Annotated in this window: 12 protein-coding genes; 4 read left to right on the forward strand and 8 right to left on the reverse strand. The window is 73.2% G+C overall.

What is annotated here, in order from left to right; genetic code table 11:
- The first annotated feature begins 790 nt into the window (after positions 1–790).
- Positions 791–1,366 (forward strand): FxLYD domain-containing protein, encoded by a 576-nt coding sequence (locus tag ACFV9Q_RS20760; protein ID WP_377235965.1) that lies wholly within the window; start codon positions 791–793, stop codon positions 1,364–1,366.
- Positions 1,367–1,423: 57 nt separating this feature from the next.
- On the opposite strand, the gene holA is transcribed toward ACFV9Q_RS20760, so the two are convergent.
- From holA to ACFV9Q_RS20790, 6 genes are all read right to left on the reverse strand, one after another.
- Positions 1,424–2,431 (reverse strand): DNA polymerase III subunit delta, encoded by a 1,008-nt coding sequence (gene holA, locus ACFV9Q_RS20765; protein ID WP_377227911.1) that lies wholly within the window; start codon positions 2,429–2,431, stop codon positions 1,424–1,426.
- 45 nt (positions 2,432–2,476) lie between these two features.
- A complete protein-coding gene (locus ACFV9Q_RS20770) occupies positions 2,477–3,316 on the reverse strand; it encodes a neocarzinostatin apoprotein domain-containing protein (protein ID WP_377235966.1) in 840 nt (279 codons plus the stop codon).
- Positions 3,316–4,005: a hypothetical protein gene (locus tag ACFV9Q_RS20775; RefSeq protein ID WP_377235967.1), complete on the reverse strand. Its 690-nt coding sequence runs from the start codon at positions 4,003–4,005 to the stop codon at positions 3,316–3,318. The genes ACFV9Q_RS20770 and ACFV9Q_RS20775 overlap by 1 nt, the downstream gene beginning before the upstream one ends.
- A gap of 10 nt (positions 4,006–4,015) precedes the next feature.
- Positions 4,016–4,810: a hypothetical protein gene (locus ACFV9Q_RS20780; protein ID WP_377235968.1), complete on the reverse strand. Its 795-nt coding sequence runs from the start codon at positions 4,808–4,810 to the stop codon at positions 4,016–4,018.
- Positions 4,811–5,038: 228 nt separating this feature from the next.
- Positions 5,039–7,699 (reverse strand): ComEC/Rec2 family competence protein, encoded by a 2,661-nt coding sequence (locus tag ACFV9Q_RS20785; protein WP_377235969.1) that lies wholly within the window; start codon positions 7,697–7,699, stop codon positions 5,039–5,041.
- Positions 7,696–8,745 (reverse strand): helix-hairpin-helix domain-containing protein, encoded by a 1,050-nt coding sequence (locus ACFV9Q_RS20790; protein ID WP_377235970.1) that lies wholly within the window; start codon positions 8,743–8,745, stop codon positions 7,696–7,698. Before ACFV9Q_RS20790 ends, ACFV9Q_RS20785 begins: the two co-directional genes overlap by 4 nt.
- A gap of 260 nt (positions 8,746–9,005) precedes the next feature.
- Here ACFV9Q_RS20790 and ACFV9Q_RS20795 point away from each other — a divergent pair, with 260 nt between their 5' ends.
- On the forward strand, positions 9,006–9,875 hold the full coding sequence (locus ACFV9Q_RS20795; protein ID WP_377235971.1) for an alpha/beta fold hydrolase: 870 nt from the start codon (positions 9,006–9,008) through the stop codon (positions 9,873–9,875).
- Positions 9,876–9,887: 12 nt separating this feature from the next.
- Here the strand turns inward: ACFV9Q_RS20795 and ACFV9Q_RS20800 are convergent, their stop codons facing one another.
- Positions 9,888–10,769 carry a DegV family protein gene (locus ACFV9Q_RS20800; protein ID WP_377235972.1) on the reverse strand — a complete coding sequence of 294 codons (882 nt, stop codon included), beginning with the start codon at positions 10,767–10,769 and terminating at the stop codon, positions 9,888–9,890.
- 94 nt (positions 10,770–10,863) lie between these two features.
- On the opposite strand from ACFV9Q_RS20800, the gene ACFV9Q_RS20805 reads away from it, so the two are divergent.
- The gene (locus ACFV9Q_RS20805; protein ID WP_377235973.1) at positions 10,864–12,627 is read left to right on the forward strand and encodes a helicase HerA-like domain-containing protein; all 1,764 of its coding nucleotides are present in this window, start codon (positions 10,864–10,866) and stop codon (positions 12,625–12,627) included.
- 132 nt (positions 12,628–12,759) lie between these two features.
- Positions 12,760–13,629, forward strand: coding sequence for an endonuclease domain-containing protein (locus ACFV9Q_RS20810; protein ID WP_377235974.1), 870 nt, complete (start codon positions 12,760–12,762; stop codon positions 13,627–13,629).
- Between the two features lie 63 nt (positions 13,630–13,692).
- On the opposite strand, the gene leuS is transcribed toward ACFV9Q_RS20810, so the two are convergent.
- Positions 13,693–16,650: a leucine--tRNA ligase gene (gene leuS / locus ACFV9Q_RS20815; RefSeq protein ID WP_377236082.1), complete on the reverse strand. Its 2,958-nt coding sequence runs from the start codon at positions 16,648–16,650 to the stop codon at positions 13,693–13,695.
- Positions 16,651–16,741: the final 91 nt, after the last annotated feature.

The raw sequence follows: 16,741 nt of genomic DNA on the forward strand, positions 1-16,741 counted from the left end.
CCGCTGACCCGCTGGCCCGGCGGGCCGCTGACCCGCCCACCCGCAAGGTGCGCTTCTACCCCGTCATTGGGCCCGAAACAGGGCTGATTTCGGGCCCAATGACGGGGTAGAAGCGCACTTCCGGGCGAGCGGCACCTTGCCGTGTGGCCGGAAACTGCCGACCTGACGCGGGTGCGGGCGCGGGTCTCGCCCGGCGCCCGCGAACCGGCGCTCCGCTCCGCCGCCCCGCACCGCCGATGTGCGCTTCTACCCAGGCGCCGGGTCCGAAGCAAGCCTTGTTCCGGACCAATTGACTGGGTAGAAGCGCACTCGTGCCGGCGCACCCGCCGTCGGGCACGGCGGGAGCGGCGGGAGCTGACGCGATGGGTTACGCCCGGCGGGTTGGGTACGGCGGGGTCGGGCGGGGCGAGGTCGAGATATTGCAGCACAAGGGGGCACCGACCGATGTCGTTTGACCTGCGCTGCAAATATGAAACTTGCCAATTCGTGCAATTTCATATAGCCAGCAAAAGGTGTGCATGGGCCGCTCAGTCGCTAATCTTGATGAACGCATCTTGTGCCGGATCAAAAACCGGACACGCCGTCGCAATTCTTTGCCCCGGACACATTATTCGTCCCGTCAGGGAGCCCTCGAATGTCTGAGCCTCCTGCGCCGCCCAGCACTCCACCGGGTCCTACACCCCCACCTGGGCCGCCGCCGCAACAACCCATCTCGCCACCGATGCAGCAAAAAGGAAATGCGTCGGCAATCACGGGATTTATCCTCGCACTCGTCGCAGCCTTGCTCTGCGTGATACCCATCATCAACAACTTCGCCGCCATTCTTGCGGTCCTTGCACTGATATTCGGGATTGTCGGTCTCGTCAGGACGCGCCGGGGGCGAAGCCACTACCGCGGACTGGCAATCTCCGCGATCATCATCTCCGTCGTCGCAACTGGTGGCGTCTTCGCTTCGCAGGCCTTCTACGTCAGCACCATCGATGCGGTCTCCGAAGGCGTTGATGAGGCCGGAGCCGAGCTCGATAGCAACCTGGACAAGATGGATGGCAGCGCCACCGAGGAGATCCTCAAGAACGACCTCACGGTCGACATCGGTTCGTTCGAGGCCAAGACCGACGATGTGGGCCTCGTCGAGACCAGCCTGCCGGTGAAGATAACAAACAAGGCAGACGAGGCGTACACCTATGACGTCTCGGTCGAGGCCGTCGACGCGTCCGGGGACCGCATCGAAGAGGACTGGGCCAGCACCAACTCTCTCAAGCCTGGTCAGTCGCAATCGTTCGAACTCTTCGTGCTCGCCTCCGAAGAGAACCTGAAGGAGTTGAAGTCCGCCAAGTTCCAGGTCTTCGAGGTTTCTCAATACTGAATCGGGCACGGTCGACTGACCTGGGTCCGCTGTCGACCACAAAGTCGCCCGGCGGGGTCAGGCGCGGCGGGAGCGGGCTATCGTCATGACCGCGCGTTCGACGGCGAACACCGTGTCCCGCGCCTCGCCCTTCACGTCGGCATCGGCCTGCGCGACGGCGGAGATCGCCGCCGCGAGGCCCTCCGGCGTCCAGGCGCGCAGGTCCTTGCGGGCGCGGTCGACCTGCCAGGGGGCCATGCCCAGGTCTCGCGCCGACAGCCCGCCGCCGCGCATCGAGGCGACCTTGGCCAGGTTGCGCAGGCGCAGCGCCAGGGCCGCGACGATCGGCACCGGGTCCAGGCCCGTGTCCAGGGCGTGCCGCAGCAGGGCGACGGCGCCACCGGCGTCGCCCGCCACCGCGGCGTCGGCCACGCGGAAGCCCGTGGCCTCGACCCGGCCGCCGTAGTACCGGTCCACCGTGGCGGCCGTGATGGTGCCCGTGGTGTCCGCGACGAGCTGTGCGCACGCCGCCGCGAGCTCGCGCAGGTCGCTGCCCAGCGCGTCGACGAGGGCGCGCACGCCCTCGGCGTCCGCCCGGCGGCGGGCCGCCTTGAACTCCCCCACCACGAACGACGCCTTCTCCGCGTCCTTCGTCACGGGCTCGCACACCATGACCGGCGCGCCGGAGCCCGTGATCGTGTCGAGCATCTTCTTGCCGCGCTGCCCGCCGCCGTGCACCACGACGACCGTGGTCTCCGCGTCGGGCGCGCCGACGTACGCGATGAGGTCGGCCATGAGGTCCTCGGTGCCCGACTCCGTCGAGCGGACCACCACGACCTTGGCCTCGCCGAACAGGGACGGGCTCGCCGCGACCATGAGCTGGCCCGTGCCGTACGTCGCCCCCTCCAGCTCCACCTTCTCGACGTCGGGATCACGCTCGCGCACGAGCCGCACCACGCCGTCCACCGCGCGCTCGGTCAGGAGCGGCTCGGCACCACGGACCAGCACGATGGGAGCCAGGGTCGGCTCGTCCCAGCTCCGGCCGGCGGGAGCGGTGGCGGTACGGCGTCTGGTTGCGGGAGGCACGGACACAGCCTGCCACGCGCCACCCACAGCGGCCGGTCCCGCGCCCTACTCCCAGACGAGGTCGGCCAGGGCGATCCGCCCGCCGTCGGTCCACGCGTTCGCGATCACGCAGGCGCCGGCCTCGGCGCAGTCGGCGACTCCCCCGTCGACGAGCTCGATCTCCCGCACCACAGGCAGCTGCGTGACCAGCGTGCCCGCGCGGTCGGCGATCACGCGCTTCCCGTCGTCGTACAGGCAGTTGTCTCCGTCCACCGCACCGTCGGCGGTGGTGGCGCACTGCACGATCCGGACGGTCGCGCCCGCCGCGTAGCCCTTGCCCGTCACCGTGACGCGGCCGTTGTCGGCGTCGAACTCGCGCTCGGACAGCGTGAGCGTGGGCGCGTCCGGCGGCTCCGAGCCGCCCGGCAGCGGTGCCGGGGCGGCGGCGAGCACCCGGTCCGACAGGTCGGCGACGGCCAGCGCGCACGGGTCGCCCGTGCAGTCCACCTCGGAGACCGAGCCGACGTTGACGAACGCCCGCGCCTGGCGGGTCGCGGTGATCCGGCCGCCCTCGTCGGCGACGACCTGCTCGCTGGTCGACATGTCGCACTCGTCGAGCGCGCTCGCCCCCGCCGTCGTCCCGCCGACGCACTGGACCAGGTACTGGTTGCCGCCCGCGAAGCCCGTGCCCCGCACGAGCCAGGCGCCGCCGGCAGCCCGCACGGTGATCTCCGGTTCGTCCGAGCCGTCCGCATCGCCCGACGGCGTCGGGCTCTCCTCCGTCGTCGCGCCCGCCCCGCGCGACGGCCCCGACGTTCCCGGCCCCGTCGGGGCCGCGGTGCAGCCGGCCAGCAGGAGCAGGGCAGCGGCGATGGCGGCCACCGCGGTGGCCTGCCGGGCGCGCATCAGGGGTACCCCATGTACACGTCGACGGCCATGGCCAGGCGCCAGCTCCAGGAGTCGCGGTCGCGCATCCAGTTCACCCCTCGTTGCCAGACGTGGAAGTCCTGCTCCAGGTAGCACGCGACGGCGTTGGTCTGGTTCAGCTCGCCCAGGTCCGTCCGGTACTGCCGGGTGTCGTTGGTGCCGGGGCTGCTCGCGCCGACGCGCTGCACGATCTTCGCCGCGCACTCCTTGCCGGCGCTCGACACGTACATGGCGTGCGTGCCGTACCGCGACGCCGGTTTGCCGGACTCGCAGGACGCGCTGATGGCGTTGGAGTGCAGCGGGATGTGCAGGTCCGCCCCCACCCGGTTCGAGCTGGCGATGTTCTTCCGCGTGAGCCCGTTGCCCCGGACCACCTTGTAGCCCCGCTCCAGGAGGCTGAGGTGGTCCGTGCTGCCTCCGTTGATGGTCGACATCGCGACCTTGTAGGAGTTGATGTTCTCGCTGAAGCCGTCGCAGCCCGTGTTGTCGTGGCACACGGTGTCCCCGCGGTCGTGGCACGCCTGCGACAGGTAGACCACCTTGCCGTTCCAGTTGTCCGGCACGTAGGTCACGTCCGCGGACGCCGTGGGTGCCGTCACAAGGAAGCCGGCGGCCCCCACGAGGACGACGGTGAGCACCGACACGAGCCGGCGAAGAGTCTTCCGCATCGCCACCCCCTCAGCCGAGATCGATCGGCAGGTCGGTCGACGCGCACATGTCGCCGCCGGTCGCGTACGCGAAGGCGAGACAGTCCCCGTCGAGCGTGAACTTCACCGAGTCGACGTCCCCGTTGCTGTACGCCGTGAACAGGAGCGCCTGCCAGACGTCGCCCGGGTAGACCCCGGCGTCCGACAGCGCCTGCTCGAACCCGGCGCCGACGTCGACCGTGGCGTGCCCCTTGCTGAGCCGCACCTTCGTGGCCGGCAGGTCCGCGCCCGGGAGGTAGGACGCCAGGACGTCGTCGACGGCGGTCCCCAGCGTGCGGGACGGACCGCCCTGCGTCGCGCGCGCCGCCCCCGCGGTGAGCTGGACGTCCTTGCCGGTGCCGCAGCCCAGGACCGGCGTCGTGGAGCCGTCCTCCGACCGGGGACCCTCCGGGACCTCCGGGCACGAGGCGTCCGGAGGCGTGTCGCCCGCCGCCTGCTGCTCGTCCAGCGCCGCGCGCTCCTCGCCGGACCGCGGCTCCGCGCCGCCCACGACGACGGTCCAGCCGTCCAGCACCTCGGCCGACTCGTCCAGCCACTGCGCGGCAGCCTCCGGGTCCTGCGCGGTGTCGACGCGGACCACCTGGTCGGTCTCGGAGACCTCGGTGACGACCGACTGTTCCAGCAGCTCCTCGCGGAGCTGGAGCTGTGCGCTCGCCTGGTCCCTTCCCACGGCGCTGAGCGCCGCCGCCGGGACGAGGAGAGCCACTGCCGCTGTGACCGCGATGATCCGGCGGTGCCGCCGGGCGGTTCGGGTTGATTCGACCACGTTGCCCCCTGGTACGTGCTGACGGAACTTCACCCGTCCTCCCCCCACGTTAGGGCCGTGTTCAGGATCCGCAACGTTTCGCGAAGTGTCGCGCTCTCGTGTACCAGTGCCCGTGTGGCCTGCGGCGGGACCGGGGCGAGTCGTACCGGCCGCCGCTCGCCGGCGGGCCTCGTGCCGCCGCGGGGTCGGGACGCAGGGCACTCGGCGGCCGCCCCGTTGTCCGACCGCTCAGCAACCGGCCAGCGACACCTCCCCTGCGCGCACGACCAGCGCGACGGTTCCGCACTCGTCGGTGCGCACCACTGCCGCGCCGACACCCGCGTACAGGTCGAGCGCCTCGTCGGTCGGGTGCCCGTACTCGTTGCCCCGACCGGACGAGACGAGGGCGACCGCCGGACGCACCCGCTCCGCGAGCGCGCGGGACTGCACCGCCGACCCGTGGTGCGCGACCTTCACGACGTCGAAGCGACCCGCCTGCGGGACCAGCGCCTCCTGTCCGGCGTCCTCCAGGTCGCCGAGCAGCAGCACGTCCAGCCCGGCCACGCGGGCGGCGAGCACGACGCTCGAGTCGTTGGCACCCGTGCCGGCGCCCGCCTGGAGCACCCGCCAGGCAAGGCTCCCGACGGCTCCCCGGTCGCCGGTCCCCGCGACCCGGACCGGTACACCCGCGGCGCCCAGCGCGGCCTCGGTCGCCACGGCGTTCGCGGCGGGCTCCGGTACCGGGGACACGAGTGCCGCGACCACCTCGCGCCCGGCGAGCACGGGACGGAGACCGCCCACGTGGTCGGCGTGGAAGTGGCTGAGCACGAGCAGGTCCACCCGGGTGATCCCGAGCTGGTCGAGGCAGCGGTCGGCGGCGGGCCCGTCCGGGCCGACGTCCACGACCACGGCCGACGACGGACCGGTGCGCAGGGCGAGCGCGTCCCCCTGCCCGACGTCGCAGGCCGCCACCTGCCAGTCCTGCGGCATCCCCGAGCGGGCCGCGAGGCGGGGTACTGCGAGGGCGACGACCAGCGCCGCCGCCGAGGCGGCCGCGAGGAGCAGGAGAAAGCGCGCGCGTGTGAGCGGCCGCCGGAGCGTCCGGGCTTCGCGCGGGGCACCCCGCCGCGTGCCGGGCAGGGCGCTGCGCGGGCCGGGAACCGGAGCGTCGGGCGGGGCGCCACGCAGAACCTCGCGCACGACCTCGCGCAGGCCGGAGCGGGCCGTCGCGCGCCACGACTCGGGCCAGCCGCGGTCCGGTCCCCGGCGCAGCAGGGCCCACAACGCCAGTCCCGTGAGCGCGGCCAGCAGGACCGCACCGACCGGGCCGCCCGGCCACGGGACGGTCGCGCCGGGAAGAGCGGCGCACCGGTGCGCGACCGCGGCGATCCACCAGGTGGCCCCGCTCGCCGCCCAGGCCACGCACCCGGCGACGACCGGGAGCCAGGGCGCGAGCACCGTGGCGACCAGCCCGAACACAGTGGCCGGGACCAGGGCCGGCCCCGCCAGCAGGTTCGCGAGCACCGAGACCGTGGACACCGACGGGTCGAGCAGCACCAGCACCGGGCCGCACGCGGCCTGCGCGGCGAGCGGCACGGCCAGGGCGAACGCCAGGGCCTCCCCCGTCCAGGGGGCCAGCCGCGCGGCCAGCGGCGCCGCGAGCAGCACGAGCCCCGCCGTCGCCGCGGCCGACAGCGCGAACCCGAAGGAGCGGGCCAGCCACGGGTCGACCACGAGCAGCCCGACCACCGACGCAGCGAGCGCCGGGACGGCCTGGGAGGGCCGGCCGAGCGCCACCCCGGTCAGGGCGAACGCCGCCATGACCGCTGCCCGCAGCACGGCGGGTTCGGGCCGGACGAGCAGCACGAAGGCGAGGGACGCGAGCGCGATGACGAGCACCCTGACCGGTCTCGGCAGCCGGGCGACGGAGCAGAGCAGGGTCAGGACGGTCACGACGACGGCGAAATGACCCCCCGACACCGCCGTGATGTGGGACAACCCGGTGGTGCGCATCTCCTCGGACAGGTCGTCCGGGAGCCGCGTCGTGTCCCCGATCGCGGCGCCGGGCACCAGCCCGCGGGCCTGCGGGGACAGCGGGTCGGTCACGTCGAGGAGCGCGGCGCGATGGGTGTCGAGCACGCGGAGGACGGACGGCGGCGCCCGGATCTCGGCGGTGCTCTCGGCGTTCAGGCGGGCGGCCTCGGCCGCGCCGGGGTCGGCGGGGCGCAGCCCGCCCGAGACAGTCACGGTCGCCCCGTACCGGGGCACGGCATCGGACAGCACCTGGACGTGGGCCCGCGCCGCCGACCCGACGCCGCGAGCGTCCACCGCGCGTGCGGCGAGCACCCAGCGGTGCTGCCCGGCGCCCGGGGCGAAGGCGAACGGCTCAGGCTGGGAGACCACGACGCCGACCAGGGTCGCCGTCACGCGCTGCTCGGCCAGCCCGGCGAGGGGCGCGCGGCCCGCGAGCTGGACGTGCGCGGAGGCGGTGACCCCGAGGACGCAGGCCGCCGCGAGAGCGGCGTGCGCGACGAGGGCGGTCGGGGTCGGAGGCCGAGCTGTCCGGGCTGGCGGGCCTGTCCGGGCGTCTCGGCCCGGCTGCGGATGCCCTCCCGGCAGGACGAACGAGGCTCGCCGGGCGTGCCCCGGCCGGACGTGCCCCGCCAACCAGCCGGTCACCGCAGGACCACCGGTCACCCCGCGTCCGCCGGTCACCGCCCGTCGGGAACGAGATACCGGGAGGCCATCACGACCCGCGTCGCGCATGAGCACGATCGCAAGGCACGCCGCGCCGACGACGGCCGCCGCCAGCCCCGCGAGCAGGCCGCTCCAGCGCTCCCCGGGACCGGTCAGCACCCAGGCGACGACCCAGACCGCGAGGGCGGCGGGCACCATGCGCAGGTCGGTCATGGCCCCACCCGCGCGCTGTCGCGGAGCTCGTCGAGGGTGGCCGGACCGATACCCGGCACGTCGTCCAGCTCGTCCACGCTCGCAAACGCTCCGTTGGTCTCGCGCCACTCGACGATCGCCTGCGCGATCGACGGTCCTACACCGGGGAGCGCCTCCAGCCCGGCAGCGTCCGCCGCGTTGATGTCGACGGCGCCGGCCGTACCGCCCGCGCTCCCGGCACCGCCACCACCACTGCCCGAGGCCGGCGCGGCCGCTCCCGGCACCGGCTCCCCCGGCTTAGGCACGTACAGCTGCTCACCGTCGACCACCGCGCGCGCCAGGTTGACGGCTGTCAGGTCGGCCTTACGGGTCACGCCGCCGGCGGCCTCGACGGCGTCGGCCACGCGGGCGCCGTCGGGCAGGGTGACCAGGCCCGGCCGGGCCACCTCGCCGACCACGTGCACCAGCAGGTCGCCGCCAGCCTCTCGCGGAAGGCCTTCCGCGGCGCCGGGCGCATCTGGCTCCCCAGATCCACCCGAGCCGCCTGGTTCCGACGACGGGCCGGACCCGCTCACGGCCTCGTTCCCGCCCGCCCCGGGGCTCGCAGACGCGCCGTCCGGCCCCTCGTCGGCGGCGACCGGGGCCAGGGCCTCGACGTCGCCGCCCCGCAGCGAGAGCGCGGCCCCGCCCAGCCCGAGCAGCAGCACGGTCACGACGGCCACCACCGCCGTCGTGCCGGTCAGGGCCCACCGGCGGGCGCCCTGCTCGGCCCGCGGGTCGGCGGGATGGCCGTGCGCCGCCGCGTAGGCGGCGGCCACGCCCGAGGTGGATCGTCGGGCACGCAGCCGCGCCACCAGGTCGTCGGTCTCGGTTCGGGCATCGTCCTCACCCGCCGGCGACGCTGCCGGGGCTGCGGCCCACGGATCGTCCGGGGGCCGCGCCGGCGACGGCACGGGTGACTCCGCGGTCGGCTCCTCGCCGGGCAAGGATCCGGGGCCGTCCGACCCGCGCACCGGGCCGAACGGCCAGGGGTCTGGGCGGCGCTGCTGCGCGGTCTCTGGCTGCATGTCCCAGGACGCTAGGCGCGCGGCGCACGCCTCGGACGGACAGCGAGGCCCGCCTGTGCACAGACGTCGAAAAGAGCCCCCTGTGGTCGGGCTCGTCCCCGCACGACGCCGTCCCGAGGGTCCGTCCGGCCGGCCGACGAGTTTCGTCCAGGCGCACCGATGAGTTCGCCACGGCGCCGTCGTCGGACCTGACGACCGCATGCGGACCCGAGCGGAACCCGCAGACCCGGGACACGCGGAACAGACCAGGAGCGAGCACCATGACCGACAAGAAGACCCACACCCTCGAGGTACCGGGCGCCGTGCTGACCTATGACGTGCGCGAGGCTGCGACCCCCACCGACGAGCCGCCGCTGCTGCTGTTCGGCCTGCCGATGGGCGCCCAGGGCTTCACCACGCTGGCCGGCCACTTCACCGACCGCACCGTGGTGACCTACGACCCGCGCGGCGTCGAGCGCAGCACGCGCTCAGGCTCCGACATGCCCGTGATGTCGAACCACGCCGACGACGTGCACCGGGTCATCGAGGCCGTCGGCGGTGGCCCGGTGGACCTCTTCGCCTCCAGCGGCGGCGCCGCCGTGGCCCTCGACCTCGCCGCGACCCACCCGGAGGACGTGCGGACCGTCGTCGCGCACGAGCCGCCGCTGCCCAGCGTGCTCCCGGACCGTGCGGCCGTGGTCGCGGCCATGACGGACATCCACGACACCTACCAGGCGAAGGGTTTCGGCGCGGGGATGGCCAAGTTCATCGCGCTGGTCATGGCCGCGGGTGAGCTCACCGCGGACTACGCCGCCCAGCCCGACCCGGACCCGGCAATGTTCGGCCTGCCCACCGAGGACGACGGCGCACGCGACGACCTGCTGCTGGGCGTCAACATGCTGACCCTCCCCCCGTACGAGCCGGCCTGGGCGACCCTGAAGGCCGGCACGCCCGACGTCCTGATCGCCGTCGGGGAGGACACGGGCGAGGAGCTGACGGGCCGGTCGTCCCGCGCGACGGCTGCGCTGCTCGACGCCGAGCCGGTCGTCTTCCCCGGGGGCCACGGCGGGTTCGGAGGCGGGGAGTACGGCCAGCCGGCCGACAAGCCGGTCGAGTTCGCGGCGAGGTTGCGGGAGGTCCTGTCCCGCTGAGCACCGCAGGCGTCAGTGCGCGTGGTCGCCCAGGTCCGCGACGACGACGGCGAGCGTGCCCGGGCCGACGTGCACGCCGAGGACCGCGCTCAGCGGTGTGACCTCGACGTCCGCCCGCGTGCGCGTGTGGAGGCGGCCGGCCAGGGCGAGCGCCCGGTCGTGCGCGCCGAAGTGGTGGACGGCGACGACGGGGCGCTCCGCCTCGGCGACGAACGCGGCGGCCTGCTCCAGCAGCCGTTCGGCGCCGGCCGCGCGCGTGCGCACCCGCTGGGCCAGCTCGATCGCGCCGTCGGACAGCCGCAGGATGGGCTTGACGCCGAGGACGGTGCCCAGAGCGGCCGCCGGGCCGGACAGGCGGCCGCCACGCCGCAGGTGCTCCAGCGTGTCGACCACGAACACGGCGTGGGCCGTCGCGGCGACCTCCATGGCCCGCGCGGCGACGTGGGTGGCGTCGGCCCCGGCGGCGGCGCACTCGGCCGCGGCGCGGGCCGCGAAGCCGAGGCCCGCGGCCGCCGTCCGCGAGTCCACCGCACGCACCTGCAGGGGCGACCGCGCGGCCGCGGTGCCCGCCGAGCCGACGGTGCCCGACAGCGCACCCGACAGGTGCACCGAGACGACCGACCGGACGCCCTGCTCACCAAGCGTGCGATAGACGGCGGCGAACGCCTCGGGGGACGGCTGCGACGTCGTCACCTGCTCGCCCTCGGAGACGAGCTCGGCGAGCCGGTCGGGCGTGATGTCCTCACCCTCGGCGTAGGCCTCGTCGCCCACCAGGACGCGCAGCGGCACCACGACCGGGCCGCCCGTCGAACCAGCAGGGAGGCAGGCGGTCGAGTCGGTGACGACCCGCACCTCCTGGGGTGCCGGGCGGGAAGGACGACGACGGTTGCGCATGACCGCGACACTCTAACCGTGCGGGGAACCCGACGGCGAAACGCCCGGGAGCCTCCCCGCGCGCCGCACCAGGGGCCGACTTAGCATCCGAGACATGCCCGATGCATCGACGCCAGATCTCGCCGCTCTGCGCGAGGCCGCCGCGGCGGCCCAGAAGGCCCTCGAGGAGGCGGAACGGGCAGCCGCGCCCGCGGCCCCGGAGACGGGCGGGCCGGAGGAGGCAGCACCGGCGTCGTCCGCGGCGCACGAGGCCCCCGACGCCCCGCTCGACGGCTACGCGGCCGAGGTCGCCGCGGGCTACGCGGCGGAGGCCACGCTCCCGCTGGGCGCCCTCCTGGAGGGCGAGCCCGGGGGCGAGGCCATGCCGAACCCGCAGGTCCAGGTGGGTTTCGCACTGTCGATGCTGAACCGGCACGGCCTCGTGGCGGGCGCCACGGGAACGGGCAAGACCAAGACGCTGCAGGGCATGGCCGAGGGGCTGTCGCTGGCCGGTGTGCCGGTCTTCCTGGCGGACGTCAAGGGCGACCTGTCGGGGCTCGCGCTGCCCGGTCCGGACAACCCGAAGGTCGCGGAGCGCGCGGCCAGCATCGGGCAGGACTGGAGGCCGACCCAGTACCCGGTCGAGTTCTACTCGCTCGGCGGGATCGGCAAGGGCGTACCGATCCGCACGACGGTCACCGACTTCGGGCCGCTCCTGATGTCCAAGGTGCTGGGCCTGAACGCGACGCAGGAGTCGAGCCTCACGCTGATCTTCCACTGGGCCGACACGAAGGGCCTGGCGCTGCTGGACCTGAAGGACCTGCAGTCGGTGATCGCCTACCTGACCTCGGACGAGGGCAAGGGTGAGCTCAAGGGCATCGGCGGTGTCTCGGCGGCCACGGCGGGCGTCATCCTGCGCGAGATCGTGGGGCTGGAGGGGCAGGGCGCCGACGCGTTCTTCGGCGAGCCCGCGTTCGCGACGTCGGACCTGATCGCGACCAAGGGCGACCTCGGCGTGCTCAGCGTGCTGGAGCTGCCCGCGGTGCAGGACCGGCCGCAGCTCTTCTCGACGTTCCTCATGTGGCTGCTCGCGGACCTCTTCCAGGACCTGCCCGAGGTGGGCGACGCCGACAAGCCGAAGCTCGTGTTCTTCTTCGACGAGGCGCACCTGCTGTTCACCGGTGCCTCGAAGGACTTCCTGCAGCAGGTGGTCCAGACGGTGCGGCTGATCCGGTCCAAGGGGGTCGGCGTTTTCTTCGTGACGCAGTCACCCAAGGACGTGCCGTCCGACGTCCTGGCCCAGCTCGGCAACCGGGTGCAGCACGCGCTGCGCGCCTTCACGCCCGACGACGCCACCGCGCTGCGGGCCGCCGCCCGCACCTTCCCGACGTCGCCGTACGACCTGGAGCGTCTGCTGCAGTCGCTCGGCACGGGTGAGGCGGTGGTCACGGTACTGACCGAGAAGGGCGCGCCCTCCCCCGTCGCGTGGACCCGGGTGCGGGCGCCGCAGGCCTCGATGGACCCCGCCGGAGACGCGGCGATCGACCAGGTCGTCGCGGCCTCCCCCGGCCAGGCGAGGTACGGCACTCCGGTCGACGCGGAGTCCGCGTTCGAGCTGCTGCAGGCGAAGGCGCAGGAGCAGGCCGCCGGACGCGCCGCCGCCGAGGGCTCGGCGACTGCCGCCGAGGACGAGCGGGAGCTGGCCAAGGAGCGCGCCCGGCTCGAGAAGGAGGCGGCCACGCGCGAGAAGACGGAGGCCCGCCACAAGGAGCAGGCCGCCCGCGACCGCAACCGCGTGGTCACGTCGCTGGCGAAGACGGCGGGCACTGTCCTGGTCCGCGAGCTGACCCGCTCCCTGTTCGGCACCCGCAAGCGCTAACCCCTTCGTTGAGTGCTGGCTATTTGTTGTCCTGGCGCGGGAATCTCCGCAAATAGCCAGCACTCAACGAGCTGGGCGGGCGGGGGCTGTGGATAGGCAGCAGGGTCGGCTGGGAAGGTCCAGCCTGAACAGGTGGCAAAGCGCATCTTCACGGTGTCCGAAGCACCAGACCTTGATATCAGCCCACATCTGTTGCGGTCCGGGCGGTTCGCCGTCCCGACGTCCGGCGTCCGGATCGACGACGCCGACCCGTCGCTCATCGACCACTGCCGCGCGATCGCACGCGTGGTCCATCCGAACGCCGTCTTCGCACGCACGACGGCGCTGCGGCTGCTCGGCGTCGACCTCCCCTGGCAGCTCGCCGACGATCAGGCCATTCACGTCGTGACCCCGCGCAGGGGCGAGCGGGCGCAGCGGCACGCGATCACGGCGCACTTCTGCGGTCAGAAGCAGCTCGACGTCGTGGACCGGTTCGGCCTCCGCATCACGTCGGCACCGCAGACCTGGCTTCAGGTCGCGCACGGCCTGGACCGGGACAGCCTCGTCGGCCTAGGGGACGCGATGACACGCCGCAAGGGTCCGGCAACCACGGTGCCGGCGTTGGGCCACCTCATGCGCGAGACCTTCAAGATGAGAGGGCTCGCGCTCTGCCGGGAGGCTGTCGACCTGGTGAGGCCCGGGACGGACTCGCCGATGGAGACGCGGTTGCGGTTGATCATCGTGGACGCGGGGCTGCCCGAGCCCGCGGTCAACGTCCCTGCCCGCGATGCCGCGGGCCAGTTCCTCGCGCTCCCTGACCTCTCCTATCCGGAGCTCAAGATCGCCATCGAGTACGACGGCGACCACCACCGGACCGACGCGGAGACGTGGCGCCGCGACGTCGAGCGCCGGCAGCGCCTCGAGGACGCGGGGTGGCTGATCATCACGGCGACGGCTGACGACGTCATCCGGCACCCTGCCCGCTTGATCGCCCGCATCCGCGCAGCCCTGCGAAACCGTTGAGTGCTGGGTATTTGTTGGTTCCGGACCGGAAACTCAACAAATACCCAGCACTCAACGAGAGGGTCAGGCTGGGACGATGTTGACCAGCTTCGGGGCGCGGACGATCACCTTGCGCACGCCGCGGCCGTCCAGGAACTTGACCACGTTCGGCTCGGCCAGGGCCGTCGCCTCCAGGTCCTCCGCGGAGATGCCCGGGGCGACCTCGAACTTGGCGCGCACCTTGCCCTGCACCTGGACCACGCAGGTCACGGTGTCCTGGACCAGGTAGGCCGGGTCGGCCGCGGGGAACGGCGCGTGCGCCAGCGACTCCTCGTGGCCGAGCCGCGACCACAGCTCCTCCGCGATGTGCGGCGCGATGGGCGCCGTCATCAGGATCAGCGGCTCCACGGCCGAGCGCGGCACGGCCGACAGCCCCGTGAGGTGGTTGTTCAGCGTGATGAGCTTGGCGATCGCGGTGTTGGGCCGCATGTTCTCCATCTCGACGCCGACGTCGGCGATGGCGCGGTGCACGGCGCGCAGGGTCGCGGTATCGGGCTCGTCGTCCGTGACGGTGAGCTCGCCCGTCTCCTCCGAGACGACGTTGCGCCACAGCCGCTGCAGGAACCGCTGCGACCCGACGACGGCGCGGGTCTCCCACGGGCGCGACAGGTCCAGCGGGCCCATCGACATCTCGTAGACGCGGAACGTGTCGGCGCCGTACTGCTCGTACATCTCGTCGGGCGTCACCACGTTCTTCAGCGACTTGCCCATCTTCCCGTACTCACGGTTGACGGGCTGGCCCTGCCAGGTGAACCCGGTCTGCTCGTCGCCCTCGACCTCCTCGGCCGGCACGTACTGGCCGCGCGAGTCGGTGTAGGCGTAGGCCTGGATGTAGCCCTGGTTGAAGAGCTTGCCGAACGGCTCGACGGCCGTGACGTGGCCCAGGTCGAAGAGGACCTTGTGCCAGAAGCGCGCGTACAGCAGGTGCAGCACCGCGTGCTCCACGCCGCCCACGTAGAGGTCGACGCCGCCGGCGGGGCCGGACGTCGGGTTGTGCTGCGGCCCGAGCCAGTACTGCTCGAGCTCGGGCAGCGCGGCCGCCGAGGTCTCGGCGGGGTCGAGGTAGCGCAGGTAGTACCAGCACGACCCGGCCCAGTTGGGCATCGTGTTGGTGTCGCGGCGGTACTTCTTGGGCCCGTCGCCCAGGTCGAGGGTGACGTGCACCCAGTCGTCGTTGCGGCCCAGCGGTGCCTCGGGCTCGGAGTTCGCGTCCTCCGGGTCGAAGGTGCGCGGCGCGTAGTCGGGCACGTCCGGCAGGTCCACCGGCAGCATCGCGTCGGGGATCGCGACCGGGCGGTCGTCCTCGTCCCACACCACGGGGAACGGCTCGCCCCAGTAGCGCTGGCGGCTGAACAGCCAGTCGTTGAGGCGGTAGGTGGTGGTGCCCTCGCCGATGCCCTTGCTCTCCAGCCAGGCGATGATCTTCGCCTTGGCCTCGACGACGCCGAGGCCGTCCAGCGAGATCTCGTCGTTCGCGGACCGCACGGCGACGCCGTCGCCCGCGTACGCGCCGGTGTGGTCCTCCGGCAGGCCACCGGCCGGCTCGACCGTGTGGATCACCGGCAGGTCGTAGGCCTCGGCGAACGCGAAGTCACGCTCGTCGCCGCCCGGCACGGCCATGATGGCGCCGGTCCCGTAGCCCATGAGCACGTAGTCCGCGGTGAAGACCGGGACCTGCAGCCCGCTGACCGGGTTCACGGCCAGGTGGCCGGTGAACACGCCGGTCTTCTTGCCGGCGTCGGCCTGCCGCTCGACGGCGGTCTTCGCGGACGCCTCGCGCCGGTAGGCGGCGACGGCCTCGACCGGGGTGCCGTACCCGCCGGTCCACGCGGAGCGCGTGCCGTCAGGCCAGGCTGCGGGGACCTCGTCGAGCAGCGGGTGCTCCGGGGCGACCACCATGAACGTGGCGCCGAACAGCGTGTCGGGGCGGGTGGTGAAGACCTCCAGCGAGCCCGCCGCGCCGGCCGGGTCCTCCTCGGCGGTGCCGACGACGTCGAACCGGACGTTGGCGCCCGTGGACCGGCCGATCCAGTTGCGCTGCATCGACTTGACCTTCTCGGGCCAGTCGATGAGCTCCAGGTCGTCCGTGAGGCGGTCGGCGTAGGCGGTGATCCGCATCTTCCACTGGCGCAGGCTGCGCTGGAAGACGGGGAAGTTGCCGCGCTCGGACCGGCCGTCGGCCGTGACCTCCTCGTTCGCCAGCACGGTGCCCAGGCCCGGGCACCAGTTGACCGGCGAGGAGTCGACGTAGGCGAGCCGCTGCGCGTCGATGACGTCGCGCTGCTCCGACTCGCTCAGCGCGGCCCACACGGCGCCGCCGGCGTTGTCGCCGTCGTGCCCGGGGACGGGCCGCGTACCCGCGGCCAGCTCGGCGCGCAGCTCGGTGATGGGGCGCGCGCGGCCCTTGCCGTCGCCCGCCCCCGTCACGGGGCCGGGACGCTCGGCGTCGGCGTCGTACCAGGAGTCGAAGATCTGCAGGAAGATCCACTGCGTCCAGCGGACGTACTCGGGGTCGATGGTCGCGAACGTGCGGCGCGAGTCGTGGCCCAGGCCCAGGCGGCGCAGCTGCCTGCGCATGTTGCCGATGTTGGCCTCGGTGGTGGTCCGCGGGTGCTGGCCCGTCTGGACCGCGTACTGCTCGGCGGGCAGGCCGAACGCGTCGTAGCCCAGCGCGTGCAGCACGTTGTCGCCGCGCATGCGGCGGAAGCGCCCGGTCACGTCCGTGGCGATGTAGCCCAGCGGGTGGCCCACGTGCAGGCCCGCACCCGAGGGGTACGGGAACATGTCCATGATGAAGTACGGGTCGCCCGCCGCCGGGCTCCCGCCCGGCCCCGTAAGTCGCCCCTGCGGGTTCGCCGCGTGGAACGTGCCGCGCTCCTCCCAGATGTCCTGCCAGCGCAGCTCGATCTGCTGCGCGAGGGTCGGGGTGTAGCGGAAACGGGGCTCGTCGGGAGACGTGGTGCGCTCGGGTGCGTCGGGCATGGTCACCCGCCTGAGTCTACCGACCGCGCGGGTGCGCGGCCCTCGGTCGTCCACAGCCTCCAGGGTTCATCCGACATTCGCCCCCACCTCC

This window comes from Promicromonospora sp. NPDC059942 (assembly GCF_042731755.1).
Taxonomy (GTDB): domain Bacteria; phylum Actinomycetota; class Actinomycetes; order Actinomycetales; family Cellulomonadaceae; genus Promicromonospora.

What these genes read in the sequence shown, in the direction of transcription:
- ACFV9Q_RS20770 (WP_377235966.1), bottom strand. Translation starts at nt 3,316, where the DNA reads ATGCGCGCCCGGCAGGCCACCGCGGTGGCCGCCATCGCCGCTGCCCTG.
- ACFV9Q_RS20775 (WP_377235967.1), bottom strand. Translation starts at nt 4,005, where the DNA reads ATGCGGAAGACTCTTCGCCGGCTCGTGTCGGTGCTCACCGTCGTCCTC.
- ACFV9Q_RS20785 (WP_377235969.1), bottom strand. Translation starts at nt 7,699, where the DNA reads ATGACCGACCTGCGCATGGTGCCCGCCGCCCTCGCGGTCTGGGTCGTC.
- ACFV9Q_RS20790 (WP_377235970.1), bottom strand. Translation starts at nt 8,745, where the DNA reads ATGCAGCCAGAGACCGCGCAGCAGCGCCGCCCAGACCCCTGGCCGTTC.
- ACFV9Q_RS20795 (WP_377235971.1), top strand. Translation starts at nt 9,006, where the DNA reads ATGACCGACAAGAAGACCCACACCCTCGAGGTACCGGGCGCCGTGCTG.
- ACFV9Q_RS20800 (WP_377235972.1), bottom strand. Translation starts at nt 10,769, where the DNA reads ATGCGCAACCGTCGTCGTCCTTCCCGCCCGGCACCCCAGGAGGTGCGG.
- ACFV9Q_RS20805 (WP_377235973.1), top strand. Translation starts at nt 10,864, where the DNA reads ATGCCCGATGCATCGACGCCAGATCTCGCCGCTCTGCGCGAGGCCGCC.
- leuS (WP_377236082.1), bottom strand. Translation starts at nt 16,650, where the DNA reads ATGCCCGACGCACCCGAGCGCACCACGTCTCCCGACGAGCCCCGTTTC.